This is a genomic window from Halomonas sp. BC04 (assembly GCF_000568385.1).
Window position 1 is genome coordinate 1 of sequence record NZ_AZQX01000242.1, and the last position, 23,526, is coordinate 23,526.

A 23,526-nucleotide genomic window follows, 5' to 3' on the forward strand; every position below is an offset into this window, starting at 1 on the left:
CTATCAGTGCCTGCTGCGCGAGCTGCCCCATGCCCGCTTCATGGATGCCAATGCGCTGGTCAACTGGTGTCGGGCGATCAAGTCTCCCCAGGAAGTCGCCTACATGCGCATTGCCGGCAAGATCGTCGAGGGCATGCATACGCGTATCCTCGAGGTGATCGAGCCCGGCCTGCCCAAGAGCAAGCTGGTTTCCGAGATCTACCGTGTCGGTATCGAGGGCTGGGTCGATGAGCACGGCAAGGTCTTTGGCGGCGACTATCCTGCCATCGTGCCCATGCTGCCCACCGGCAAGGATGCGGCGGCACCTCACCTGACCTGGGACGACACGCCCTTCCGCGAGGGCGAGGGCACGTTCTTCGAGATTGCCGGTGTGTTCAAGCGTTATCATGCGCCGCTGTCGCGCACCGTTTTCCTGGGGCGGCCCCCCCAGGAGTTCATCCGTGCCGAGTCGGCGCTGCTGGAGGGCATCGAGCGTGGCCTGGCCGTGGCCAAGCCCGGCAATCGTACCGCCGATATCGCCATGGCGCTGGGGGCGGCCATGGACAAGTACGGCTTCGATCGGGGTGGGGCGCGCTGCGGCTATCCTATCGGTATCAGCTATCCACCCGACTGGGCGAGCGCACCATGAGTCTGCGCCCCTCCGACGAGACCATCCTGCAGCCGGGCATGACCTTCCACTTCATGCCCGGCCTGTGGCAGGACGAGTGGGGCCTGGAGATCACCGAGAGCATTCTGATCACCGAGACCGGCTGCGAAGCGTTGGCGAACTTCCCCCGCCAGCTTTTTGTGCGCTGATCTCGTAACACCGCCAACGAAGGGGCGCTGGGGGCAAGCCGAAGAGGTGGTCTTTTGCCAGGGAAGGCAAAAGTAGCTTACAGGGAAGTATTCACAGCGCCTCCTCGCAGGCTTGCCGCCAGAATAGCCCCGAGCAGCCGCCTGCTGCCATTGAACAAGGAGTTCCAGGACATGACCAAGCCTCCCAGCCAGATGCGCCCCAGCCCCATCAGCGCCACTGTTGACTTCGACGCCGATGGCGTCCAGCACGGTTTTCTCAAGCTGCCCATCTCCGTGGACGAGTCCGCCTGGGGGGCGGTTATGATCCCGGTCACCGTGATCAAGAACGGGCAGGGCCCCACGGCGCTGCTCACCGGCGGCAATCACGGCGACGAGTACGAGGGCATTACCTCGCTGCTCAAGCTGTCCAGCAGCCTGCGTTCCGAGGACGTCAGCGGCCGGGTGATCATCGTGCCCTGCATGAATACCCCGGCGGTGATGGCAGGCAAGCGCACCTCCGGGCTCGATGGCGGCAACCTCAACCGCAGCTTCCCCGGCGACCCGAACGGTAGCGTCACCGAGAAGATCGCCGACTACTTCACCCGGGTGATGGTGCCGATGTGCGACGTGGTGCTCGACCTCCACTCGGGTGGGCGCACCCTGGACATCATTCCTTTCGGCGCCTCCCATGTGCTGGAGAATCCCGAGCAGCAGCGCCAGGCTCTGGAGGGGGCCAAGGCCTTTGGCGCTCCCTACGCCATGATGATGTTCGAGCTCGATGCCGCCTCACTGTTCGATACCGTGGTAGAGGAGCAGGGCAAGGTGTTCGTGGCCACCGAACTCGGTGGCGGCGGCACCTCGACGCCGGAGACCCTGGCCATTACCGAGCGTGGCATTCGGAACTTCCTGATTCAGTTCGGTCTCATGGGGGGTAAGCTGGAACTGCCTGCCGAGCCGCAGATCTATCTCGATATGCCCGATGCGAGCTGCTATGTGCAGAGCGAGCACTCGGGCCTGCTGGAGCTGACCCTGATGCTGGGCGATGTGGTCCGGAAGGGGGAGGTGATCGCCCGGGTCTACGATCCGGCCCGCAGTGGCGCGGCGCCGGTGGAGTATCGCGCCGAGCGCAGTGGCGTGCTTGCCGCTCGACGCTTTCCTGCCCAGGTCAACATGGGCGATACCATCGCCGTGATTGCCGAAGTCGTGGAGTCGCTGGAGTGATGAAGCTCGACCGCTATGACCTGAAGATTCTCGAGATACTCTCCCGGGACGGGCGCATCACCAAGTCCAGGCTGGCCGAGGCGATCAACCTCTCGGTCAGCCCCTGCTGGGAGCGTGTGCGCCGCCTCGAGAAGGCCGGCATCATCGAAGGCTACAGTGCACGCATCAATCCCGAGGCCCTGGTGCGCCGTACCCCGGTCTGGGTTCAGATCGAGCTGAAGCAGCACAACGCTGCCAGTTTCGCCCGCTTCGAGGCGCTGGTCCACGCCACGCCTGAGGTGACCGAGTGCGTGGCGGTGGGGGGCGGGGTGGACTACCTGATGAAGGTGGAAGCCGACTCCATCGATGCCTACCAGCGCCTGATCGATGCCTGGCTCACCTCCGAGACCGGCATCGAGCGCTACTTCACCTATATCGTCACCAAGAGCGTCAAGCAGAAAAGCCCTCATGTGCTCCCCGATTACCTGACCTGAGCTTTCCTGATTCCATGGCGGCCCTGGGAAAGTATCGTTGATTACATGTTGATGAATTTGGCTTAAGCTGGTGGTGAGCCAATTGCTCACCTGTGCCGGGCGATCCCGCTGACGCTTCCTTGCTGACAGAGAACGCACAAGACAGCGCCCCGGATGTACCGAGATCGCCTACGGAGACGAGCGACGATGTCCTATTTCACCATTGCCGGAGTGCAGATGCATGCGCTGCACCACGGTGACAATACCGAGGCCATGCGACACCGCGTCGATGTGTTGATGAGCCGCTTTCCCCAGGTCCAGATGGTGCTGTTCAGCGAACTGATGCCCCTGGGGGCGTCACCGCATCACGCCCAGCCGATGCCCAGCACCGCCGAGGCGATGTTCTGCCAGTTGGCCGAGCAGCACCGCATCTGGCTGATTCCCGGCTCCATGTTCGAGCGGGTCGGCGAGAGCGTCTACAACACCCTGTCGGTGATCAATCCCCATGGTCATGTCGTGGCCCGCTACCGCAAGCAGTTCCCCTTCCTCCCCTACGAGGCGGGCGTGGAGAGCGGCAGCGAGTTCGTCACCTTCGATGTGCCAACGTGGGCCGCTTCGGGGTGTCGATCTGCTACGACATGTGGTTTCCCGAGACCACCCGCACCCTGGCGGCCATGGGCGCGGAGGTGATCCTCCATCCCACCATGACCGATACCATCGACCGCGATATCGAGCTCTCCATCGCCCGCACCAACGCGGCGGTCAACCAGTGCTACTTTTTCGATATCAATGGCGCTGGTGCACTCGGCAACGGTCGCTCCATCGTGGTTGGTCCCTCCGGCGACGTCATTCACCAGGCAGGCACCGGCGAAGAGGTCATGCCCATCGAGGTGGACATGAACCGGGTGCGCCGCGAGCGAGAAACCGGTCTGCGTGGTCTCGGCCAGCCATTGAAGAGCTTCCGCGAACGCCGGGTCGACTTCTCCGTGTACCGTAGCGAGAACGGTTCCACGGCATTCCTGGATACCCTTGGCCCATTAGCCAAGCCTCTTCGCGCCGACGTTGAGGAGTACTGAGCCGCCAGCAGCGGCGGCAAGAGCCAAGGGAGAGAGCCATGCTGGAGTCACTGATTCGTGTCCTGCGCCGCTTGTTCGGCCAGGCCCCCGCGGTGGGCTCTACCCCGCCGCCCTCTGGCAGACCCGCTCCGCAGGCGGGTTCTTCCACTGATGGAGCGACAAAAATGCGCAAAATAACAAGCATTGCCGACGTTCGCCGCCATTTCCTCAACAACAAGGAACCGATCTACTTCATCTCCGCTACCAACTTCAACCTGCTCGGCATCGGTGACTGGGTGGGCAACTTCCGCCATATCAACTACATCAATTGCTTCGACGGCCAGCAGCGCAATGTCTTCGTCCCCAAGGAGAAGTTTCCCCGGGATTTCGAGAGCATCGAGGACATCAACAACTACCTGCTCGAGCACAAGGAGGTCATCGACTTCATCCAGTCCCGGGCCTCCGGCGACAGTGCGGGTGTGGCCGCCTTCCTGATGTTCGACGAGCACACCGAGGAGGTGTGCAAGCAGCTGGGGCTTCGCATTGCCTTTCCCCCCGCGACCCTCCGACAGCGGATGGACAACAAGATCGAGACGGTGCGCATCGGCAACAAGGCCGGTGTGCCCAGCGTGCCCAACGTGCTGGCGAAGGTGGGTAGCTACCAGGAGCTGTGTGAAGTCAGCCGCGAGCTGGGCGACGACCTGGTGGTCCAGACCGCCTTTGGTGATTCCGGTCACACCACCTTCTTCATCGCCAGCGAAGAGGACTACTACAAGCACGCCGAAGAGATCGAGGCCGAACCCGAGGTCAAGATCATGAAGCGCATCAACTGCCGCGGCTCGGCCATCGAGGCCTGTGCCACCCGCTGCGGCACGGTGGTGGGTCCGCTGATGACCGAACTGGTCGGCTTCAAGACGCTGACCCCCTACAAGGGCGGCTGGTGCGGCAACGAAATGTTCGCCGGCGCCTTCACCCAGGAGATCCGCGACAAGGCCCGTGAGTACACCTTCCTGTTCGGCGAGGCCCTGCGCGAAGAGGGCTACCGAGGCTACTTCGAACTCGATTTCCTGATCGACATGGACAACGGCGAGGTCTACCTGGGCGAGCTCAACCCGCGAGTCACCGGGGCTAGCTCGCTGACCAACGTGGCTGCCTTCGCCCACTCCGACATCCCGCTGTTCCTCTTCCACCTGCTTGAGTTCTCCGACCTCGACTTCGAGCTGGACATCGAGGAGATCAATCACCGTTGGTCGCACCCCGACAGCGTCGACAGCTGGAGTCAGCTGGTGATCAAGCACACTGACGAGAGCGTCGACCTGCTCACCCAGGCCCCGCGTACCGGCGTGTGGAAGATGGCCGAGGACGGCAGCATCGGCTACGACCACTACAGCTACCACCCCCACGCCGCCGAGAACGACAAGGAGGGCTTCTTCCTGCGTATCAGCGGCGCCGGCGATTTCCGCTACGAGGGGGCGGACCTCGGCATCCTGATTACCAGGGGCCGGCTGATGGATGACGACTTCCAGCTCACCGAGCGCGCCCGCGCCTGGATCGACGGTATTCGCGGCCAGTATGCCGGCCAGTCTCTGCAGGATCCGGTGGTGGAGGAGGTGGCCGTCAGCCATGCCGTCGGTGGCGGCAATTTCAAGATTCTCTGAGCGGAGTGGAGCGGCGCCCCCCCTGCGGTGGTGCGATGCCTGATATGGAGAAGACGCTGATTTTCCGCACCGTCCGTGAGGAGAGCCCGGGCGCAAGTGGCAGTCGCTGTTCGACTACCACTGGCCGGCCTATGAGCAGTGGTACCTGGCCGAGGGCGAGCGGGAGCGTCCGGCCTATCTGGCCTGCTATAACGCCTTGCGCCAGCATATGCCGGAGCTGCTGGATACCTACCGGGCCCTTTGCGCCCTGGCCGGTGGCGGCGATCTGGCTTCACGATTGTTGAGCCTCTATCGGCCACCGCCCTATATCACCGGTTGCTCCCAGGCAGTGCTGGCGCGAAGCGACGTCACCGTGCTGGCACGCAACTACGACTATCCGCCGGAGCTCTGCGAGGGGACCATCCTCTACACCAACTGGAACGGTCGCGGCGTGATCGCCATGTCCGACTGCCTCTGGGGGGTGCTCGATGGCATCAACGACAGCGGCCTGGCGGTATCGCTGGCCTTCGGCGGTCGCAAGGTGGTGGGGGAGGGCTTCGGCGCGCCGATCATCCTGCGCTACATCCTCGAGTTCTGCGATACGGTGCCCGAGGCCGCCGCCGTGCTGGCCCGGGTGCCGACCCACATGGCCTACAACATCACCGTGGCCGACGCCTCCGGTCGCTACGTCACGGCGATGATCGCACCGGACCAGCGTGCCAGCATTCGCCGCGTACCGGTGGCCACCAACCACCAGAAGAAGATCGAGTGGTATGCCCATGCCCTGGCCTCCGAGACCCTGATTCGCGAGCGGCAGCTGTCGATCCTGGTGGACGACGAGAGCACCACCGAGGAGCGACTGGTCTCGGCGTTCTTCTCGCCGCCGCTGTTTCGCCACGACTACCGGCGCGGCCTGGGTACCGTCTACACCGCGGTCTACCGGCCCCGGGCGGGGCATGCCCAGTATCACTGGCCGGGAATGTGGCTGAAGCTCTCCTTCACGGATTTTCCGGAGCAGCATCTGACCGTGCGCTACGGCGCGCGCGGCCTGAATGCCGGCTGAGACCGTCGGGTACAGCCTGGCCGGCCGACAACAATCGATAACGAACGGGATGGGGTGTCGTGATGCAAGAGACCAGTCAATCCGAGTCCTCCTATACGGTGCCCGAAACGGCCTATACGGCGCTGGGCTTCTACCACAAGATCTCACAGCTGCGCGCCGACACCTGGAACGCACTCAAGCGGGACCTGGGTATTCTGGTCAGGCTCAACGACGAGAGCCGGGCCAAGAACCTGATCAAGGCCATCGACGTCAAGCTGACCCGGCTGGAGATCATCGAGGACTACCACGCCTTTCCATCCAAGGAGGACTTTCGTCATCTCTGGTCGCTCTTTGACCGCGACGAATACGTACTGCTGGAGAAGGTGGTCAAGCGACTGGTGAGGGCGCTGATCAGCGAATCCTACCGTCGTCGCCATGTCGATCTCAGCGACAGCGACGCCAATGCCGAAGACCTGGAGACCCTGGATGCCCTGGCCCAGCTGCGGCGAGGCCACCCGGCATCCAACAGCGCCGCCCAGCCCTACTTCGAGCTGCTGATCGTCGACAACCTCTCCCCCCAGGAGGAGGAGGTGGTGCGCGAGGCCTTCCGTAACATGCGGCGCCCCGAAGACAAGTTCGTCTACGACGTGGTCACGGTGCGCAGCTTCGAGGATGCGTTGATCGCGGTGCTGGTCAATCCCAATATCCAGGCCTGCCTGATCCGCTACGAATTTCCCTACAAGTCGAAATACAACCTGAGCGCGCTGCGCAACTACCTGGAGGGGCTGTCGGAGAAGGAGCTGGAGAATCAGACCGAGGCTGAGCGCAGTATCCTGCTCAGCTCGATGATTCATGAGCTGAGGCCCGAGATCGACCAGTTCCTGGTCACCAGCGGCGACGTGGAGGCCACGGCGAGTCGCGATATCCGCTACTTCAACCGGATCTTCTATCGCGAGACGGATTACATCGAGCAGCACCACACCATCCTGCGGGCCATCGACAACCGCTACCGCACGCCGTTCTTCGATGCCCTGCGCGAATACAGCAAGAAGCCCACCGGGGTCTTCCACGCCATGCCCATCTCCCGGGGGAAATCGGTGACTCGATCCCACTGGGCGGGCCAGATGATCGACTTCTACGGCATCAACATCTTCCTCGCCGAGACCTCGGCCACCTCGGGTGGGCTGGATTCGCTGCTGCAGCCCTACGGGCCGATCAAGAAGGCCCAGGAGTATGCGGCCCGTGCCTTCGGTGCCAGACAGAGCTTCTTCGTCACCAACGGCACCTCCACGGCCAACAAGATCGTGGTCCAGGCGCTGGTCAAGCCGCGGGACATCGTGCTGGTTGATCGGGACTGCCACAAGTCGCATCACTACGGCATGGTCCTGGCCGGCGCCCATGTCAGTTATCTCGACTCCTATCCGCTGCACGACTACTCGATGTATGGCGCGGTGCCGCTGCACGAGATCAAGAAGACCCTGCTCGGCTACAAGCGTTCGGGCCAGTTGCACAAGGTGAAGATGCTGCTGCTGACCAACTGCACCTTCGACGGTGTGGTCTACAACGTGCGCCGGGTGATGGAGGAGTGCCTGGCGATCAAGCCCGACCTGGTGTTCCTGTGGGACGAGGCCTGGTTCGCCTTCGCCTCTTTCAACCCCACCTATCGGCCGCGTACCGCCATGCATGCTGCCCGCACCCTGAGAGAGCGCTATCGCAGCGACAAGTATCGGGAGGAGTACGCCGCCTGGAAGGCCGAGTTCGATGAGCTGGATCCCGACGACGATGCTACCTGGCTGGAGCGTCGGCTGATGCCCGATCCCGATCAGGTACGTATCCGCGCCTATGCCACGCACTCCACCCACAAGACCCTGACGTCGCTGCGCCAGGGCTCGATGATCCACGTCTTCGACCAGGACTATCGCCAGAAGGTCGAGGCGCCGTTCCATGAAGCCTACATGACCCATACCTCAACCTCGCCCAACTACCAGATCGTCGCTTCGCTGGACGTGGGGCGCATGCAGGCGGAAATGGAGGGTTTCGAGCTGGTTCACGCCCAGGTCGAGGCGGCGCTGTCGCTGCGCGAGCAGCTCTACAGCCACCCGCTGCTGCAGAAATACTTTCGGGTGCTCAAGAACAAGGACATGGTGCCGGCGGAGTACCGGGAGTCCGGCGTCGAGTCCTACTACGACCCGGTCACGGGCTGGAACAAGATGGAGGAAGCCTGGGCCCGGGACGAGTTCGTGGTCGATCCCAGCCGCATCACCATTGCCATCGGCACCACCGGAATCGATGGCGATACCTTCAAGAACGAATACCTGATGAACAAGTACGGAATCCAGATCAACAAGACCTCGCGCAATACCGTGCTCTTCATGACCAATATCGGCACCACCCGGGGCTCCATCGCCTATCTGCTGGATGTGCTGATCAAGCTGGCCAAGGAGTTCGAATACCGCTGGGAGGAGAGCAGCCGGCCGGAGCGCAAGATCATCGAGAACCGCGTCCACTCCCTGACCAAGGAGCTGCCGCCGCTGCCCGATTTCAGTCGCTTTCACGATGCCTTTCGCCCCGATGTCGAGAGCGCCACGCCGGAAGGGGATATTCGCCGGGCCTATTTTCTCAGCTACGACGAGGAGAACACCGAGTATCTTCGCTTCGATAACGGCGAATTGCAGGGCCAGATGCGAGCGGGGCGCGATGTGGTGTCGGCGAGCTTCGTCATCCCCTATCCGCCGGGCTTTCCGGTTCTGGTGCCGGGGCAGGTGGTCAGCGAGGAGATTCTCTACTTCCTGCAGGCACTGGATGTCACCGAGATCCACGGCTATCGGCCGGAGCTGGGGCTGCTGGTGTTTACCGAGGCAGCGCTGAAGGAGCCTCCCGCCGGCTGAGGTTTTATGGGCGGCAGCAGAAAAAACGGCACTTCCGCCCGTCAGGACAAAAAAAACCGTATCGGGCGCCTTGATGATCGGAAAGTCCTGACTCCACTTAACCCTTACCCTGTAGACATCGGGCAGCCACTGGCTGCCCGCCATATTTGTCATCACCGGCCAGGATTCAGCCAGGACCAGCCGGTGTCAGGGGAGGTACCCATGAAACTGTCCAAGACGCTGTCCGCTCGACTCGACGATCCGCGCCTGTTCCGCCAGTACGCCTATGTGAATGGCAAGTGGACCCACGGCGAGGGCGGCCGCGAGGAGGCCGTCTTCGACCCGGCCACGGGCGAGGCGATCGGCCATATCCCCTGGTTGGAAGCCCACCAGATTCGTGAAGCCGTGGACGCCGCCGAGGCTGCCTTCGTTCACTGGCGGGCACTGCGTGCCGATGAGCGTTGCGAGCGACTCCTGGCCTGGTACGACCTGATTCAGGCCAACCGCGAGGACTTGGCCACCATCATGACCCTGGAGCAGGGCAAGCCGCTGCCGGACGCCCGCGGCGAGGTGGAGTACGGGGCCAGCTTCGTGCGCTGGTTCGCCGAGGAGGGCAAGCGTACCTTCGGCGAGACCATACCCAGCCACATCCCCAATGCGGCGCTGGGCACCCTGAAGGAGCCCATCGGCATCGCGGCATTGATCACGCCCTGGAACTTCCCACTGGCGATGATCACTCGCAAGGCCGCGGCCGCCATGGCCGCAGGCTGCCCGGTGATCGTCAAGCCGGCCGGCGAGACACCCTTCTCGGCACTGGCCCTGGCCGAACTGGCCGAGAGGGCGGGGATCCCGGCGGGTATCTTCAACGTCGTGCTCGGCGATGCTCCTGAGGTGTCGAAGATCCTTTGTGCCGAGGAACGCATCAAGGCGCTCTCCTTTACCGGCTCCACTCGGGTGGGCCGCCTGCTGCTGGCGCAGTGCGCAGACACCGTCAAGCGGGTGTCGCTGGAGCTGGGCGGCGATGCGCCTTTTATCGTCGGGCCGGATATGGACCCCAAGGAGGCGGCCTTCGCGGCGGTGGCGGCCAAGTTCCAGACCGCCGGTCAGGATTGCCTGGCCGCGGATCGCATTCTGGTCCACGAATCGATCCACGACGAATTCGTCGAGCACTTCGCGGAGCGCATGGCGGCGCTGACCGTGGGCAACGGGCTGGAGAGCGAGATCGACCTGGGGCCGCTGATTCATCGCCAGGCGGTCGACAAGGCCGCCGGTATCGTCGATGACGCGATTTCCAAGGGCGCGACCCTGGTCGCCGGCGATCAGAATCAGGCACCGGGCGAGAACTTCTTCATGCCGGTGTTGCTGACCGGCCTGACCCGGGAGATGCGTCTATGGCAGGAGGAGAGCTTCGCCCCCATCGCAGGCGTGATGGCCTATACCGATGATGATGAGGTGATTGCCCTGGCCAATGACACCCAGTATGGCCTCGCCGCGTATGTCTATACCCACGACATTCGCCGCATCTGGAAGATGCTGCGGGCGCTGGAGTTCGGCATGGTCAGCGTCAACTCGGTGAAGATGACCGGCCCTCCCGTACCCTTCGGCGGTGTCAAGCAGTCGGGCCTGGGTCGCGAGGGCGGCATCACCGGGATCGATGAGTATCTGGAAACCAAGTACTACTGCCTGGGTGCTTTAGGGTCTGTTTCCGGGAGCTAACGAATAACACTCAGCCGGGATGCGACATCGAGCGATATCTACCCGAGGATGCTGAGGCAAGCGCAGCGGCGCGCGGCGATCGACAGGGATGTCGATCGAGAATCGGCAACAGGGACCTGGTTCCGATTCGATGCGCAAGCCGCAAGCGAAGCCTCAGGGTTTCGTCCGAGGGCATCGCGAGTCGTCGCATGGCGGCGATGTACACCCAAATATGAGTCTTGTGAACATTCTCCCCGGCGGAGCCGGGGAGCCCTTCGAAAAGAGAGAACGCAATGAGCCAGCAGCACAAGGAATTGATCGACCGCGACCGCAAGGTCACCTTCCACGCCTCTACCCACCTGCGTGACTTCGCCCATGGCGATGCGCCGGGCCGGGTGATCACCGGCGGCAAGGGGATCCATATCGTCGACAAGGACGGCCGCGAGTTCATCGACGGTTTCGCCGGGCTCTACTGCGTCAACATCGGCTACGGGCGCACCGAGGTGGCCGAGGCCATCTATCAGCAGGCGCTGGAGCTCTCCTACTACCACACCTATGTGGGGCACTCCAACGAGCCGCAGATCGCACTTTCCGAGAAGATTCTCGAGCTGGCCGGCCCCGGCATGTCCAAGGTCTACTACGGCATGTCGGGCAGCGATGCCAACGAGACCCAGCTCAAGATCGTGCGCTACTACAACAACGTGCGCGGCCTGCCGCAGAAGAAGAAGGTCATCTCGCGCATGCGTGGCTACCACGGCTCCGGCATCGCCTCGGGCTCGCTGACCGGGCTCAAGGCGTTCCACGACCACTTCGATCTGCCCATCGACACCATCCGTCATACCGAGGCGCCATTCTACTACCAGCGCGCCGCGGAACTGGAAGGCATGTCCGAGCGCGAATTCTCGAAGCACTGCGCACGTAAGCTCGAGGAGATGATCCTGGTCGAAGGCCCCGACACCGTGGCTGCTTTCATCGGCGAGCCGGTGCTGGGCACCGGTGGCATCGTGCCGCCGCCGGAAGGTTATTGGACGGAGATCCAGGCGGTGCTGGCCAAGTACGATATCTTGCTGATTGCCGATGAGGTGGTCTGCGGCTTCGGGCGGATCGGCGCCGACTTCGGCAGTCACTACTACGGAATCAAGCCCGACCTGATCACCGTCGCCAAGGGCCTGACCAGCGCCTATCAGCCGCTCTCCGGCGTGATCGTCGGCGACCGCGTCTGGCAGGTGCTCGAGCAGGGCACCGGCGAGTATGGCCCCATCGGCCATGGCTGGACCTACTCCGGCCACGCCCTGGGCTGTGCCGCGGGTCTGGCCAACCTGGCGATCATCGAGCGCGAAGGGCTTACCGCCAACGCCGCCGAGACCGGCGGCTACTTGCAGCAGCAGATGCAGGCGGCCTTCGGCGATAGCCCGATCGTCGGCAACGTGCGTGGCGTGGGCATGCTGGCGGCCCTCGAGTTCTCCGTCGATCCGGCTCGCCGCGAGCACTTCGACCCGGCGCTCAAGGTGGGTCCGCGTATCGCCGCCGCGGCGCTGGACGAGAACCTGATCGCTCGCGCCATGCCCCAGGGCGATATCCTGGGCTTCGCGCCGCCGTTGACCACCACCCGAGCCGAAGTCGACGAGATCGTCGCCCGCGCCCGGCGTGCCGTGGACAAGGTAACCGACGAACTGGTCCGTGAGGGTGCCATCAAGGCCACCATGACCGTCGGCTGATGCCGGCCCCTGTCGCGGGCCTCCGCGGCAGGGTTCGCGATATTTTCTATACTCCCAGTCAGTAAATCAGCCGGGCCCTTGTGGCCCGGTTCCACGTTTGTCCCGTGAAGAGTGAAAGGGGTGACCATGCTGCCACGCCATGGGGTGACGCCAGCCCTGATCTACGAGGCACGTCGGCGCATTTCCGGCCAGGTGGTGCGCTCGCCGCTGATCCACTCGGCGGCACTCTCAGCGCGTTTTGACGCCGCCATCTACCTGAAGCTGGAAACCTGCCAGCCGAGCGGCGCCTTCAAGCTGCGCGGTGCCACCAACATGGTCGCCGCGCTTATCGAAGCCCGAGGTCGCGAGTCGCTCTCGGCCGGCGTCACCACGCGTCCACGGGGAATCACGGCCGGGCGGTAGSCCTGGCCGCGTCGCGTCTCGGCGTGCCGGCGACGATCTGCCTGTCGCGACTGGTGCCTGGCAACAAGGTGGCCGCCATCGAGGCGCTGGGTGCCGAGGTGAAGCGCGTGGGCGGGAGCCAGGACGAGGCCTTCGCCGAGGTCGAACGGCTGGTGCGCGAGCGCGGCATGACCATGATTCCGCCCTTCGACGACCCGCTGGTTGCAGCAGGGCAGGGCACCATTGGCCTGGAGTTGATGGAGGACGCGCCAGACCTCGACCGGGTGATCGTCGGGCTCTCCGGTGGCGGCTTGCTGGGCGGCATCGGTGCGGCGGTAAAGGCCATACGTCCCGGGACCGGGTCACCGGCGTCAGCCTGACACACGGGGCGGCCATGTGGGCGAGCCTTCAGGCCGGCCATCCCGTCGAGGTAGAGGAGGTCGAGAGCCTGGGCGACTCCCTGGGTGGCGGTATCGGCCTCGACAACCGTTGCACCTTCGAACTGGTACGCGAGGTGATGGACGATCACTGTCAGGTCTCGGAGGCGGCCATCGCCCGGGCCATGGTCGACATCCTGGATCACGAGAAGCTGCTGGTGGAAGGCGCCGCCGCAGTAGGGCTCGCCGCCCTTGCCGAGCACGACGTCGAGGTGCACGGCCAGCGAGTGGCGCTGATCCTCTCCGGTAACGCGGTGTCGCTTGAAACCTTTGACCGGGCTAGGAAAATAGCCGATCGATAGGGTAGGAGCCTGTCGGGCTTAACGCTGATCTACTGCGAGATCCGGTCTTTCGGCCAATTTCATTCGCTCTGATTCGTTAAATAGCGGGCTATTCGCCTCATCAGATCGATAAACTTGTCTCGAAATCCAAATCTCTCGTGACGATCGGTCAAATCCGACAGGCTCCTAGATAGCGCATCAACCAGGCGCGAACAGGAGGATTTCATGCAGCTCCATGAGCGTGACGCTATCGCAGCGGTGGTCGGCATCGACCGGGAGGCCATGGCCGCGGTCGAGGCGGGCTTCGCCGCCCTGGGACGGGGCGAGGCAGTACAACCGCCGATCCTCTCCATGTCGATGGAGGAGTTCAACAGCGAGGTCGACGTCAAGACGGCCCATATCAAGGGCTGGGAGCGCTTCGCCATCAAGGTCAGCACCGGCTCCTTCGACAATCCCAGGCGTGGCCTGCCGAGTCTCAACGGATTGATGATGGTCTTCTCGGCCGAGACGGGGCTGGTGGAGGCCGTGCTTTTCGATGAAGGCTACCTGACCATGGTGCGTACCGCCCTGGCGGGTGCCATCGCCGCCAAGCACCTGGCTCGCGAGGAGAGTCGTCGCGTGGCGGTGATCGGCGCCGGTGAGCAGGCGCGCCGTCAGGTCGAGGCGCTGCGCCTGGTGCGCAACATCGATATCATCGATATCTGGACGCGGCGGCGGGAAAGCGCCGAGGCCTATGCCGATGACATGCGTGAGCAAGGTCTCGAGGTGCATATCCACGACAGCGTGCATGCCGCCTGCGATCAGGCCGATATCATCGTCACCGCCACCCCGTCACGGGAGCCCCTGCTGCACGCACGGGACCTACCCGAGGGTGTGCATGTCACAGCCATGGGTGCCGACAGCCCCGAGAAGCGTGAACTCGACGAGTCGGTGCTGACCCGGGCCGACGCCTTCGTCTGCGATACCCATTCCCAGAGCGAGAACAACGGCGAACTCAAGGCGTTTGCCGGCCGTGAAGTCCCGTTCAAGGTCCACGAGCTGGGCAGGGTGGTTGCCGACGGCCAGCAACTGCGTCTTTCAGAGGCGACGATCACCGTCTGCGACCTGACCGGTACCGGGGTCCAGGACACGGCCATTGCCGGTTTCGCCCTCTCGCGGCTGGTTGACGATTGAATCGCTGCCCGGCAGCCCCCATTCTGGTGAGTTCATGGCAACCGAAGGCATAGCAAATGACACAGGTACTGGCGTTCGACGTCTATGGCACCTTGATCGACACCCACGGCGTGGTGGCCGAGCTGGAAACACGACTGGGTGCGTCGGACAAGGCCGGGCTGGCCGCGGAGTTCTCGCGCCGCTGGCGCGACAAGCAGCTGGAATACAGTTTTCGCCGCAGCCTGATGGGCGCCTACGTGCCGTTCTCGCAGTGCACCCTCGAGGCGCTGGAGTTTACCGATCGTGCATTACAGACACGCCTCTCCGACGTCGACAAGGACCACCTGATGTCGGTCTATGGGCGGCTCCCCGCCTTTCCCGAGGCACCGGAGGCGCTGACCCGACTGGTCGAGAGCGGGGTGCGCTGTGTGGCCTTCTCCAATGGCACCGGGGCGGCGGTCAGCACCCTGCTCGATCAGGCCGGCATTCTCGATCGGTTCGAAGCCGTGATCAGCGTCGATGAGGTCAAGCGCTTCAAGCCCGACCCGGCGGTATACGCTCACCTGCGCAACCGGCTCGAGGTCGCTCCCGGCGATACCTGGCTGATCTCCAGCAACCCCTTCGATGTCATCGGCGCCCGCCATGCCGGCCTGCATGCTGCCTGGGTGCGTCGCAGCCTCGACGCACCCTTCGACCCTGGGCCATAGAGCCCGACCTGACGGTGCCCGACCTGGATTCCCTATGCGAACGGCTGGGCTGAGACCCGCGTCGAGCGATTGAGCGGATCAGGTCGGGCGTCACACTCGGCTGGCGGTGACATCGGCGACCCCAGGTTGCCAGTGATGCGGCGAGGCGTCCGGCTCGCCGGATTCCGCCACGAGCTCATCCAGGACCCTGGAAAGCCCCGACTCCGGTGTCTCGCCTGTCTCGATGGCCCAGCGCGGACACCGGGTGAGCCACTCGGAGAGCACCATGACGTTGGCGGCGCCCGTGGGCTTGCCACCGTTGCCAAGGCAGGCAGGCAGCAGCGCCCCTAGGGTATCGAGTGTCGATACGTTCCTGTGGATGTCCTCCAGGCAGCTCTTGCCCTGATTCACCCAGAGCACCCCTTGTATCGTGACGGCCTCGGGCAGTGTCGCGTCGTCATGCCGTCCGGCCTGTGAAATCGGCAGCCCAAGCGGCTCGGCGTGCCCAAAGCGATTCGCCTCCATGCGTAGCCCTCGGGACAGCGTCAGATCCGGTGAAGACGCGAGATGCCGCGCCATGGCCGTGCTATCGTCGCGGGTCGCAAACAGGCAGATCGCAGCGGCCCCATTGCTCGCCGTCAGCAGGGCCGTGTCGATGACCGGTCGTTCGTCCGACGCCGCTTGCCTGGCCAGGTAGGTGGCAACCACCGGCCCAATCCCGGACAGGGTCACCCTCGCCGCGATCACCTCACCCCGGGCGGCCAGGGTATAGCCCGGCGAATCGCGCAGGACCTCCAGGCGAGTCCCCTGGCTGCGATCCTCGCACCCGACAGCGAGCTGGCCGGCGAAGAAGGCGGACAGGCGCGCCAGGGCGGGGGCACTATCGGTATGCAGGACATAGTCGCCCTCCCGGCACGCCAGGCGCAGAGGCCGGGCGGGGGGCGAGACAGGAGTGGCTTGCTCATCACCAGCGGACTCATCAACCAAAGATTCACCACCACCAGCAGAGAGCGGCGTATCATCCTGGCTGCCCTGTTGCCGGAGCAGTCCCGTACGGCACCACTCCGCGAGGGCGTCCCAGACCTGCTGGCGCAGCTGCAGGCGAGTCGGGACCGCTGGATCCGGTGACCCGGTGTCCGTGGCAGCGAAGGTGCCGGCCAACTGCTCGGCAATGGCATCGGGGTCCAGCCCCTCGGTCGCCAGCAGCCAGATCAGCGAGGCGGTGTCGTTGAGTCGATAGTATTCACCGGTATGGGTGGCATAGAGGGCCATTTGGTCCTCGTCGAGGATCTCGACCACATGGCGGCGCGCCAGCCGTGGCCGCGGAACGGGATGGCCCGCCAGACTGTCGGCAAGCTGGACATCGGCGAGTCGTGGCAGTGAAAAGAACGGGAGATAGCGAGCCGGATCGGCACCGGGGAACAGCCGCCGGTAGTCGCCGGCCCTGGCCAGCTCGGCCTCTGCTTCATCGGCGAGATGGCGGGTGGCCTCCTCCCACGACACGGCATGGGTGTTCGGGCCGCTGGCAGGAGCGCCGCCGATGCCGACCAGGGAGATCATGTCTCTCACCAGGCCGCCTTTGACCGCTTCTTCGACGATGCCGCCGCTCTCCGGCTTGGCACAGATACCCAGCGATGGACTCAGGTTGCACTCCAGGATCCAAGGCTTGAGGTCGCTGTCCACCATGCAGTCGAGGCCCAGCAGTTCGTAACATCCTGCGGGTTGGCGCTGCATTCGGCGGTGCGCCGGCGCATGGCATCGACGGCGGAGATCACGGTGAGCACGACCAGGTCGTGAATCTGCTCGAACAGCCGTTCGTCATCATGGCCCTGGTCACGGAGCCACTGACGGTAGCGCTCCAGGTCGATGAACTCGACGGGAATCTCTGCCGTGGTATTCAGCGCGTTGATGTCGGGGTTGGTCAACTGGCTGTAGGGGTTGTCCGCATCGTTGATGTCATAGGGCTCGGAGGCCAGTTTGGCGAAACCCTGCCGATAGAGGTAGAGCCTCAGTGGTTCGATGGAAGATACGAGGACATAGAGGCGCAGAACATACTTGTGCCCGCGGATGGTGTGAGGCTCCGCCAGATACTCCTGAACCATCCAGTTGGGCTCCAGGGGCGCTTCGGCGACATCGCCCAGCACCCGGATGCCCTTGCCCTTGGAGGCGTTGGTGGGCTTGAGGATCCAGCGCTTGTCAGGATCTTCCAGAGCCGCCTGCTGCAGGACGTGATAATCCTTCGGCATGGCATAGGTTCGGGGAAAGAAGGCCAACCGAGATACGGCGTCGTGGGATGGGCCGAACGACTCGGTCATCCGCTCCCTCAGGGCGGCCAGTGAGTCGTGCAGCCGACTCTTGACGGTGAGGGCATTGTTGCCGGGGAAGTGGTTGAGCTTTCGCTGCGGCGACACGCGCTTGAACTGGTCAGGATCGGGCATGCCGGTGAACCAGGCGGCATCCCAGTTATCCTGGTCGCCCGGCTCCCAGCCGAGCGCATCGAGCGCATCCCGAAAGAAGCGGTCCTGTTCCGCGGCACGCTTGCCCCCCAACCAGTAGCGATGCGATGTCGTCTGCTGGGCCATGGTTCCCCCTCCCGATCGGCTGTTATTGACTCCGTTGATGCCTTTGTCGGTCACGCAGAGGGAACCTTACAGCTGGCGACAATGATTCGCAGGTGGGGCTACTCCTGCTCCTGCTCCTGGGCCGCAGGCTCGAACCGCTTGCCGGCCTCATGCAGCAAGTCAAACTGCCGGTTGCACTGGCTGCAGGCGCCGCACATGGAGAGATGAAAGCGCAGCGAGATTCGCTCCGGCCAGGCCAGGGGGCGATCCAGCCGCTGAGACATCAGCTCAGTGGCGCGTCGACACATGATCATCATGAGGCTTCCTCCGTCAGCCAGCCCTGTTCGATGCAGGCCCGCAGCCGCAGGCGGGCGCGGTGAAGGATGACCCAGCAGTTGTTTTCCTTGATGCCCAACTCGTGGCAGATCTCCTCGGTGGAGAGCCCCATCAGCTCGCGCAGGGAGAAGACGCGAGCCACGTTGTCCGGCAGGGTGATCATGCAGGCGTCGAACACCTGCCAGAAGAGCTCGTTCTCGAAAGCGGCTTCCGGTTCCCCCCAACTGACAGGGCGCGCCTCCTTGAGCCAGCGACCGTTCTGCTGGAACAGCCGATCGATGGCGTCGTCATCGGCTTCGCCTTCGTCTTCCAGGGGCTGCCAGGTGCCCTGGCGCTTCTGGGCCCGCATGGCATCGAGAATTTTGTACTTGAGGATGCCGAATACCCAGGTTTCATAGCCGGATCGCCCGGCAAAGCTGGCCTGTTTCTCGATGGCGGCCTCCAGCGCATCCTGAACGACGTCTTCCGCCTGGGCGTGATTACGCAAATGCAGGCGGGCGAAGGAGAGCAGCCGGGGCCTAACGGCGACCAGGCGCTGCATGCGGTCGTCTAGTGTTTGTTCAGTCACGTTAGGGGTTCCTGTTTCGACACGACCGTTCACAAGGCATGCGTTAACACAGCATGGCATGCGGCCTCAGGCATCAGTAATGTTCAGTCGGACTCTTCTACGCACTTGGCTCGGCTCCTCGGCTACCCTTTATCTGGGCGGCACGTTGACGTGGCGCACACGACCTAGATAGCAGCTCAAGCGTCGATATGCATTTCGCACCGATCATTCCAATATTTGCCAGAATAGTACCATTACACCTAAAGCATACAGATGCTGACGCGATTTTCAGTGGAGCTGTAAGGATTGCCGCTTTGCTGATGACGATTATCAATCATCTCATGCGGCTCGCCTGGCTCAAGACACTTCATAACGAACTCAAGGTGAACAGTATCGAGGCGTCATACTGCACGCCTATACCTGGCGAGGTGAGCGCTAGCCCACCTGTCGGCTCATGCTGGCTAGGGGCTGGAAAATTGCATCTGGAGGTAGAGGATGGAAGGCTTCGCCAACGACCATACCCGGCTTCTGGCGGCGCTGTGCGGCTTGCTTTTTCTGGTGTCAACGATTCGCCACTATGCGCCGCGTACCGTGCTGCCGGCAGAGTCATGGCTGCTTCTGGCGGGCATTGGCTATGGTCTGGCTGCGTCGCGAACCCCCGAGCTTCCGTCTGTGCGTCTCGATCCGGCTGTTGTCTTCGGCATACTGTTGCCAGTGCTGGCCTTTTCGGAAGGACGCCACCTGCCGATCGCACTTCTTGTGCGCGCCGCTTGCCCGGTGATGCTCCTGGTGCTGCTCGGCATGCCCATGGCGATGTTTCTGATCGGCCTGCCTGCCGCCTGGCTGTTTGACTTACCCTACCTCCACGGGCTCATGTTCGGTGCCGCCGTTGCTGCCACCGATACCATCTCCGTTGCTCATTTGCTGGACCGTTTCAAAATACCCAGGCGGCTCAGGCTGCTGCTGGACGGTGAGTCGATCTTTATCGATGCCATCACCGTGGTGATGTTCACAGCACTCGCCGGGGCCGTGATCGGGGCCGGCGACTTCCTGCCGAGTGATATCGCCATCGAAACCTTTCGCAGCATGCTGCTTGCCGTGCCGGTTGGGCTTTTGCTTGGGTGGTTGATCGGGCGTCTGGTGCGCCACTGGGGCGAGCAGAATCGTATGTCGGGACTGACCTTGACCCTCGCCCTGCCCATTGCCGGCTTTCTGCTCAGCGAGCGCCTGCTGCACGCCTCGGGGATCATCGCGGTAGTGTTCGCGGCCCTGGCCTTCAGCCACTCCCGTCGCAGCGCCGAGACAGGCAAGCGAGAACTCTATGACGACTTCTGGGAATACCTGGGCAGCCTGGGAGCAAGCGTGCTCTTCTTTGCCCTGGGGACGGCCATGGCGCTGCAGGTATTTTCCCTGGACTGGACCCACGGCCTGATCATCGTATTGCTCTTGCTGAGTCGCGCCATACTGGTCTATGGCTCGGGCCCCCTTCTCCGTATGCAAGGTTACGCCCTGCCGCCAGGATGGCGCCATGCCCTGATGTTGGGGGGGCTGCGGGGGGCGATACCGGCGGGGCTGGCCCTGATGCTGCCCCTGGATTATCTCTACCGGGATGAGCTGCTGGTGATGGTGTTCGCCGTGGTCGCCTTCGGCATCCTGGTTCATCCGCTGCTAATGGCATTTTATTTGTAGCGTTTTCCCCTCCATGAGCTTCCCGTGTCCGAGGGAAGGGAAAGCTCGGACCCCGGCGATGCCATGAGCGGCATGGCGCCTATCCTGGGGCGGCGCCTGAAGCAGAGTGCCTGGGGGCTTGCCGCCATTGCCGGCTTCATTGCCGGCGTCGTTTTCATCCTCCTGGAGATGGCCATGGTCTGGCTCTTTCAGGGAATGAGTCCCTGGGCACCAGTCAGAATGATCGCGGCTATCGGCATGGGACCGGAAGTGCTGCCACCGCCTGCGTCCTTCGCCATCGACCTGACGCTGGTCGCCATGGTGGTGCATTTCACCCTGTCGCTGGTCTATGCCTGGCTGCTTGCCCCTATCATCGAGGAGGTCGGCCTGATAAAGGCACTGGGAGCTGGCCTGCTCTTCGGGCTGGCGATCTACCTGGTGAATTTCTACCTGTTTACCGCCATGTTCCCCTGGTTCGAGATGGCGAGAAACTGGATCACCATCTTCGCTCACCTGGTCTTCGGCGCCGTACTGGCCGTGAGCTACTGCCTGGCTCGCCAGCGTTCGCCCTGAGGAGCCGGTGCCTGGGGGGATCGAGGTCTCGTGCCTCCTCTGTAAGGTCGTGTACCCAACTTCGACAGACACTCGTACCCCGATACGTTGAGACCAAGCCAAGGAGATGATGACATGAACACAGACAGAACCACTGGCACCGTCCAGCAGGCACCTGGCGAAAGGCATGCCCACTGGTTTCTGCGCTTCGCCCTGGCCAGTGTCTTTCTCTACATGGGGATCGACAAATTCATGGGCGGCGGTGTTGCCGAATTCTCCATGATGATGGGACTCCCCCTGGTGCTTGGTAGCGCCGTGGCCCTGGGTGAGGTCGGTACCGGCCTGTTGATTCTGCTCGGTGGTTTGATTGCGTCGCAGTTGGGTGACCTGGCCACCCGCCTGGCCGCCCTGGGCATGATCCTGATCCTGCTGGGGGCTATTTTCATGGTGCATTGGGGGCAGTGGCATTTCATGGCCACTGCGTCCCACCCGCTCGGCGGCATGATGTTCCAAGTGACGCTGGTGATGATGGCGCTCTATCTGCTGGCCAAGGGCAATAATGCCTGAAGTGAGCGATCTCCCCTGATACTCCCGACAAGGAGGATGTATGCCGGACGACAAGCGACAAAATCTTCTCAACAGCCTTTCCAGGGGCGTTGCCTATGCCGTCCCCGTCTTGGCACTGGTTGCTGGCGGCTCGGCTCTTACGGCGATCTATTCGGATGTCGCCACCGAGAGTGGCTACCACATGATGGCTGAAGGTGAGGCCGAAGCAGAAGCGGAAGGTGAGGCAGAAGCAGAAGCAGAAGCGGAAGGTGAGGCCGAGGCAGAAGCAGAAGCGGAAGCGGAAGGTGAGGCCGAGGCAGAAGCAGAAGCGGAAGCGGAAGGTGAGGCCGAGGCAGAAGCAGAAGCAGAAGCGGAAGGTGAGGCCGAGGCAGAAGCAGAAGCCCAATAAGGCCGGTGGCTGCAAGGCTGCTGGTTAAGTAGCTCAAGGAGAGTGGAGCGCAGCAGGTGTTACCTGGCGCGCTCCGCATTGAGTCCATAAGAATGATCAAACCAGTGGATAACACCGCATGGTAGGTAGGCTCAGGCGCCAGCCGCGCCGCCGCCCAGGGCCGGAATCAGCCGAGTCTTGACCCGGCCCGGCAGCGGCGCTTTGGCGAGTATCCCCAGCGGGAACTCAGCGGACATGGCGGTACTTCCTCGCCAGGACCTCGGCCGCCTCGGCCACCCGTTGGTCGGCGAGGCGCGGCAGCCGCGTGTCGGCGTGCAGAAACAGCAGGTGCTCCCCGCGGCTGGCCCTGGCGCCGATAGTCATCTGCCTGGCGCGGCCAGGGGCCGTGGTGAGCACACGAGTGGCCAATGGTCTGGCTCGGGCGACCGTATCATCCTGGCTGCCTCCGTCGACGACGACGATCACCACGCCGCAGACCCAGAAGTCCAGCAGATGGTGCATCAGGGCGTCGATGGTGTCGGCCTCATCGAGTGTGGGCACGACAATGCTCAGCCGAGGGGCTGGGGTCTGGTGAGCTTCCTCGGCAACCGCAATCTTGCGCTTGGCACTCCAGCGTTTGACGGTGGGGTCGTTGCTCATCTCGTTCTCCTGATGGCTGCAATATAGTCTGTTCAGCGCTGGAGGGGCTCTTGATGATGCCTTGGATAGCGTCGCCGGCTCCACGTCAATCGCCTAGGGATTGCTCTCTCAGTGACTTAGCTCGATCACCCGGCCGCCGGCATCCTCGGCGTCTTCCCGGTCGTGGGTGACCAGCAGGCTGGGCAGGCCCGCGTCGCGAAGCCGGTCGAACACCAGCTGGCGCATCTCGTGGCGCAGATGAGTGTCGAGCTTGGAGAAGGGCTCGTCGAGCAGCACGGCACAGGGCTCGGAGAGCAGCAGGCGCATCAGCGCCACCCGTGCCTTCTGGCCTCCGGAAAGCGTGGCCGGGTCGCGCTGGCCAAAACCGGCCAGGCCGATCTGGCGAGTGCCGCCTCGACCCGTTCAGGCTTGTCGGGGGTGGCGCGGGGCATGCCGAAGCGCAGGTTGCCGGCCACCGACAGATGGGGGAACAGCAGCGGGTCCTGAAACAGCAGGCCGATGCCGCGACGCTCCGCCGGCAGGGCGGTGATGTCCTGGCCATCGAGCAGCGCCCGGCCCCTGGCCGCAAATGCCGGTGCGAGGAATCCTGCCAGGTAGGCCAGCAGGGTCGACTTGCCGGAGCCCGACGGGCCCATCACGGTGAGCACCTCGCCCGGACCCACCTCGGCGTCGAGCTCGAGCAGGGTCACTCCGTCCAGGGCGATACGGACATCCTTCAGCACCAGGTGATGACGGTCGATCATGGTGAACCTCGCATTCCTCGGCGATTGGCCCAGAGGAGCCGCGGCAGGCCCACGGCGATGATGAAGCCCACCAGCGGCAGGCTGGCCTGGACCAGGGCCCAGACGCCGATCATCCGGCGGTTGCCGC

Annotated in this window: 22 protein-coding genes and 3 pseudogenes; 19 read left to right on the forward strand and 6 right to left on the reverse strand. The window is 63.6% G+C overall.

Annotated elements, in window-relative coordinates:
• The first annotated feature begins 133 nt into the window (after positions 1 to 133).
• The 15 genes and pseudogenes from Q427_RS16635 to Q427_RS16690 all read left to right on the forward strand — a co-directional run bounded on the left by Q427_RS16635 (position 134) and on the right by Q427_RS16690 (position 15,472).
• Positions 134 to 795, forward strand: a pseudogene (locus Q427_RS16635) (M24 family metallopeptidase).
• Positions 796 to 966: 171 nt separating this feature from the next.
• The gene (gene doeB / locus Q427_RS16640; RefSeq protein ID WP_043515989.1) at positions 967 to 1,995 is read left to right on the forward strand and encodes a N(2)-acetyl-L-2,4-diaminobutanoate deacetylase DoeB; all 1,029 of its coding nucleotides are present in this window, start codon (positions 967 to 969) and stop codon (positions 1,993 to 1,995) included.
• Positions 1,995 to 2,468 (forward strand): Lrp/AsnC family transcriptional regulator, encoded by a 474-nt coding sequence (locus tag Q427_RS16645; RefSeq protein WP_043515992.1) that lies wholly within the window; start codon positions 1,995 to 1,997, stop codon positions 2,466 to 2,468. The genes doeB and Q427_RS16645 overlap by 1 nt, the downstream gene beginning before the upstream one ends.
• Positions 2,469 to 2,654: 186 nt before the next feature.
• Complete coding sequence (locus Q427_RS35475; RefSeq protein WP_269321264.1) at positions 2,655 to 3,137, forward strand: carbon-nitrogen hydrolase family protein; 483 nt, start codon at positions 2,655 to 2,657, stop codon at positions 3,135 to 3,137.
• Positions 3,086 to 3,523 carry a carbon-nitrogen hydrolase family protein gene (locus tag Q427_RS35480; RefSeq protein ID WP_269321265.1) on the forward strand — a complete coding sequence of 146 codons (438 nt, stop codon included), beginning with the start codon at positions 3,086 to 3,088 and terminating at the stop codon, positions 3,521 to 3,523. The genes Q427_RS35475 and Q427_RS35480 overlap by 52 nt, the downstream gene beginning before the upstream one ends.
• 164 nt (positions 3,524 to 3,687) lie before the next feature.
• Positions 3,688 to 5,160, forward strand: a complete 1,473-nt coding sequence (locus Q427_RS16655; protein WP_043515994.1) for a biotin carboxylase — start codon at positions 3,688 to 3,690, stop codon at positions 5,158 to 5,160.
• A gap of 145 nt (positions 5,161 to 5,305) precedes the next feature.
• Positions 5,306 to 6,202 carry a C45 family autoproteolytic acyltransferase/hydolase gene (locus tag Q427_RS16660; RefSeq protein ID WP_231613745.1) on the forward strand — a complete coding sequence of 299 codons (897 nt, stop codon included), beginning with the start codon at positions 5,306 to 5,308 and terminating at the stop codon, positions 6,200 to 6,202.
• 62 nt (positions 6,203 to 6,264) lie between these two features.
• Positions 6,265 to 9,069 (forward strand): aminotransferase class I/II-fold pyridoxal phosphate-dependent enzyme, encoded by a 2,805-nt coding sequence (locus Q427_RS16665; RefSeq protein WP_043515997.1) that lies wholly within the window; start codon positions 6,265 to 6,267, stop codon positions 9,067 to 9,069.
• Positions 9,070 to 9,270: 201 nt separating this feature from the next.
• On the forward strand, positions 9,271 to 10,764 hold the full coding sequence (locus Q427_RS16670) for an NAD-dependent succinate-semialdehyde dehydrogenase (RefSeq protein ID WP_043515998.1): 1,494 nt from the start codon (positions 9,271 to 9,273) through the stop codon (positions 10,762 to 10,764).
• 272 nt (positions 10,765 to 11,036) lie between these two features.
• The gene (locus Q427_RS16675; RefSeq protein WP_043516002.1) at positions 11,037 to 12,461 is read left to right on the forward strand and encodes an aspartate aminotransferase family protein; all 1,425 of its coding nucleotides are present in this window, start codon (positions 11,037 to 11,039) and stop codon (positions 12,459 to 12,461) included.
• A 126-nt stretch (positions 12,462 to 12,587) separates the two neighbouring features.
• Entirely contained in the window at positions 12,588 to 12,863 is a 276-nt protein-coding gene (locus Q427_RS35485) for a pyridoxal-phosphate dependent enzyme (RefSeq protein ID WP_269321266.1), read from the forward strand.
• Positions 12,864 to 12,886: 23 nt separating this feature from the next.
• On the forward strand, positions 12,887 to 13,222 hold the full coding sequence (locus Q427_RS35490; protein ID WP_269321267.1) for a pyridoxal-phosphate dependent enzyme: 336 nt from the start codon (positions 12,887 to 12,889) through the stop codon (positions 13,220 to 13,222).
• A gap of 14 nt (positions 13,223 to 13,236) precedes the next feature.
• Entirely contained in the window at positions 13,237 to 13,581 is a 345-nt protein-coding gene (locus Q427_RS35495; RefSeq protein WP_269321268.1) for a pyridoxal-phosphate dependent enzyme, read from the forward strand.
• Positions 13,582 to 13,785: 204 nt separating this feature from the next.
• Positions 13,786 to 14,733 (forward strand): cyclodeaminase, encoded by a 948-nt coding sequence (locus tag Q427_RS16685; protein WP_043516004.1) that lies wholly within the window; start codon positions 13,786 to 13,788, stop codon positions 14,731 to 14,733.
• 56 nt (positions 14,734 to 14,789) lie between these two features.
• Positions 14,790 to 15,472, forward strand: a pseudogene (locus Q427_RS16690) (haloacid dehalogenase type II).
• A 37-nt stretch (positions 15,473 to 15,509) separates the two neighbouring features.
• Here Q427_RS16690 and Q427_RS29090 read toward each other — a convergent pair.
• The 4 genes from Q427_RS29090 to Q427_RS16705 all read right to left on the reverse strand — a co-directional run bounded on the left by Q427_RS29090 (position 15,510) and on the right by Q427_RS16705 (position 18,863).
• On the reverse strand, positions 15,510 to 17,132 hold the full coding sequence (locus tag Q427_RS29090; protein ID WP_081786053.1) for a PqqD family protein: 1,623 nt from the start codon (positions 17,130 to 17,132) through the stop codon (positions 15,510 to 15,512).
• Entirely contained in the window at positions 17,039 to 17,980 is a 942-nt protein-coding gene (locus Q427_RS29095; RefSeq protein WP_051496463.1) for a hypothetical protein, read from the reverse strand. Before Q427_RS29095 ends, Q427_RS29090 begins: the two co-directional genes overlap by 94 nt.
• A gap of 98 nt (positions 17,981 to 18,078) precedes the next feature.
• Positions 18,079 to 18,276, reverse strand: a complete 198-nt coding sequence (locus tag Q427_RS16700) for a zf-HC2 domain-containing protein (RefSeq protein ID WP_231613742.1) — start codon at positions 18,274 to 18,276, stop codon at positions 18,079 to 18,081.
• Positions 18,273 to 18,863, reverse strand: a complete 591-nt coding sequence (locus tag Q427_RS16705) for a sigma-70 family RNA polymerase sigma factor (protein ID WP_231613743.1) — start codon at positions 18,861 to 18,863, stop codon at positions 18,273 to 18,275. The genes Q427_RS16700 and Q427_RS16705 overlap by 4 nt, the downstream gene beginning before the upstream one ends.
• 474 nt (positions 18,864 to 19,337) lie before the next feature.
• Between Q427_RS16705 and Q427_RS16710 the strand changes: the two genes are divergently transcribed.
• The 4 genes from Q427_RS16710 to Q427_RS31445 all read left to right on the forward strand — a co-directional run bounded on the left by Q427_RS16710 (position 19,338) and on the right by Q427_RS31445 (position 22,017).
• Entirely contained in the window at positions 19,338 to 20,531 is a 1,194-nt protein-coding gene (locus Q427_RS16710; RefSeq protein ID WP_043516006.1) for a cation:proton antiporter, read from the forward strand.
• Positions 20,532 to 20,555: 24 nt separating this feature from the next.
• Positions 20,556 to 21,083 (forward strand): hypothetical protein, encoded by a 528-nt coding sequence (locus tag Q427_RS16715; RefSeq protein ID WP_231613744.1) that lies wholly within the window; start codon positions 20,556 to 20,558, stop codon positions 21,081 to 21,083.
• 114 nt (positions 21,084 to 21,197) lie between these two features.
• Positions 21,198 to 21,629, forward strand: a complete 432-nt coding sequence (locus Q427_RS16720) for a DoxX family protein (protein ID WP_043516008.1) — start codon at positions 21,198 to 21,200, stop codon at positions 21,627 to 21,629.
• Positions 21,630 to 21,669: 40 nt separating this feature from the next.
• Complete coding sequence (locus Q427_RS31445; RefSeq protein WP_043516011.1) at positions 21,670 to 22,017, forward strand: hypothetical protein; 348 nt, start codon at positions 21,670 to 21,672, stop codon at positions 22,015 to 22,017.
• Between the two features lie 225 nt (positions 22,018 to 22,242).
• Here the strand turns inward: Q427_RS31445 and Q427_RS16730 are convergent, their stop codons facing one another.
• A complete protein-coding gene (locus Q427_RS16730) occupies positions 22,243 to 22,656 on the reverse strand; it encodes a glycosyltransferase (RefSeq protein ID WP_051496464.1) in 414 nt (137 codons plus the stop codon).
• Positions 22,657 to 22,764: 108 nt separating this feature from the next.
• Positions 22,765 to 23,399 (reverse strand): annotated as a pseudogene (locus Q427_RS16735) (ATP-binding cassette domain-containing protein).
• Positions 23,400 to 23,526 lie beyond the last annotated feature (127 nt).

Bases quoted from the DNA above. Each gene is read 5' to 3' on its own strand.
- Q427_RS16675 (WP_043516002.1), top strand. From the start codon at position 11,037: ATGAGCCAGCAGCACAAGGAATTGATCGACCGCGACCGCAAGGTCACC.
- Q427_RS31445 (WP_043516011.1), top strand. From the start codon at position 21,670: ATGCCGGACGACAAGCGACAAAATCTTCTCAACAGCCTTTCCAGGGGC.
- Q427_RS16685 (WP_043516004.1), top strand. From the start codon at position 13,786: ATGCAGCTCCATGAGCGTGACGCTATCGCAGCGGTGGTCGGCATCGAC.
- Q427_RS35495 (WP_269321268.1), top strand. From the start codon at position 13,237: ATGTGGGCGAGCCTTCAGGCCGGCCATCCCGTCGAGGTAGAGGAGGTC.
- Q427_RS16655 (WP_043515994.1), top strand. From the start codon at position 3,688: ATGCGCAAAATAACAAGCATTGCCGACGTTCGCCGCCATTTCCTCAAC.
- Q427_RS29095 (WP_051496463.1), bottom strand. From the start codon at position 17,980: ATGGCCCAGCAGACGACATCGCATCGCTACTGGTTGGGGGGCAAGCGT.
- Q427_RS29090 (WP_081786053.1), bottom strand. From the start codon at position 17,132: ATGCAGCGCCAACCCGCAGGATGTTACGAACTGCTGGGCCTCGACTGC.
- Q427_RS16700 (WP_231613742.1), bottom strand. From the start codon at position 18,276: ATGATGATCATGTGTCGACGCGCCACTGAGCTGATGTCTCAGCGGCTG.
- Q427_RS16665 (WP_043515997.1), top strand. From the start codon at position 6,265: ATGCAAGAGACCAGTCAATCCGAGTCCTCCTATACGGTGCCCGAAACG.
- Q427_RS35475 (WP_269321264.1), top strand. From the start codon at position 2,655: ATGTCCTATTTCACCATTGCCGGAGTGCAGATGCATGCGCTGCACCAC.
- doeB (WP_043515989.1), top strand. From the start codon at position 967: ATGACCAAGCCTCCCAGCCAGATGCGCCCCAGCCCCATCAGCGCCACT.
- Q427_RS16710 (WP_043516006.1), top strand. From the start codon at position 19,338: ATGGAAGGCTTCGCCAACGACCATACCCGGCTTCTGGCGGCGCTGTGC.
- Q427_RS16720 (WP_043516008.1), top strand. From the start codon at position 21,198: ATGAACACAGACAGAACCACTGGCACCGTCCAGCAGGCACCTGGCGAA.
- Q427_RS16670 (WP_043515998.1), top strand. From the start codon at position 9,271: ATGAAACTGTCCAAGACGCTGTCCGCTCGACTCGACGATCCGCGCCTG.
- Q427_RS16730 (WP_051496464.1), bottom strand. From the start codon at position 22,656: ATGAGCAACGACCCCACCGTCAAACGCTGGAGTGCCAAGCGCAAGATT.
- Q427_RS16645 (WP_043515992.1), top strand. From the start codon at position 1,995: ATGAAGCTCGACCGCTATGACCTGAAGATTCTCGAGATACTCTCCCGG.
- Q427_RS35480 (WP_269321265.1), top strand. From the start codon at position 3,086: ATGTGGTTTCCCGAGACCACCCGCACCCTGGCGGCCATGGGCGCGGAG.
- Q427_RS35485 (WP_269321266.1), top strand. From the start codon at position 12,588: ATGCTGCCACGCCATGGGGTGACGCCAGCCCTGATCTACGAGGCACGT.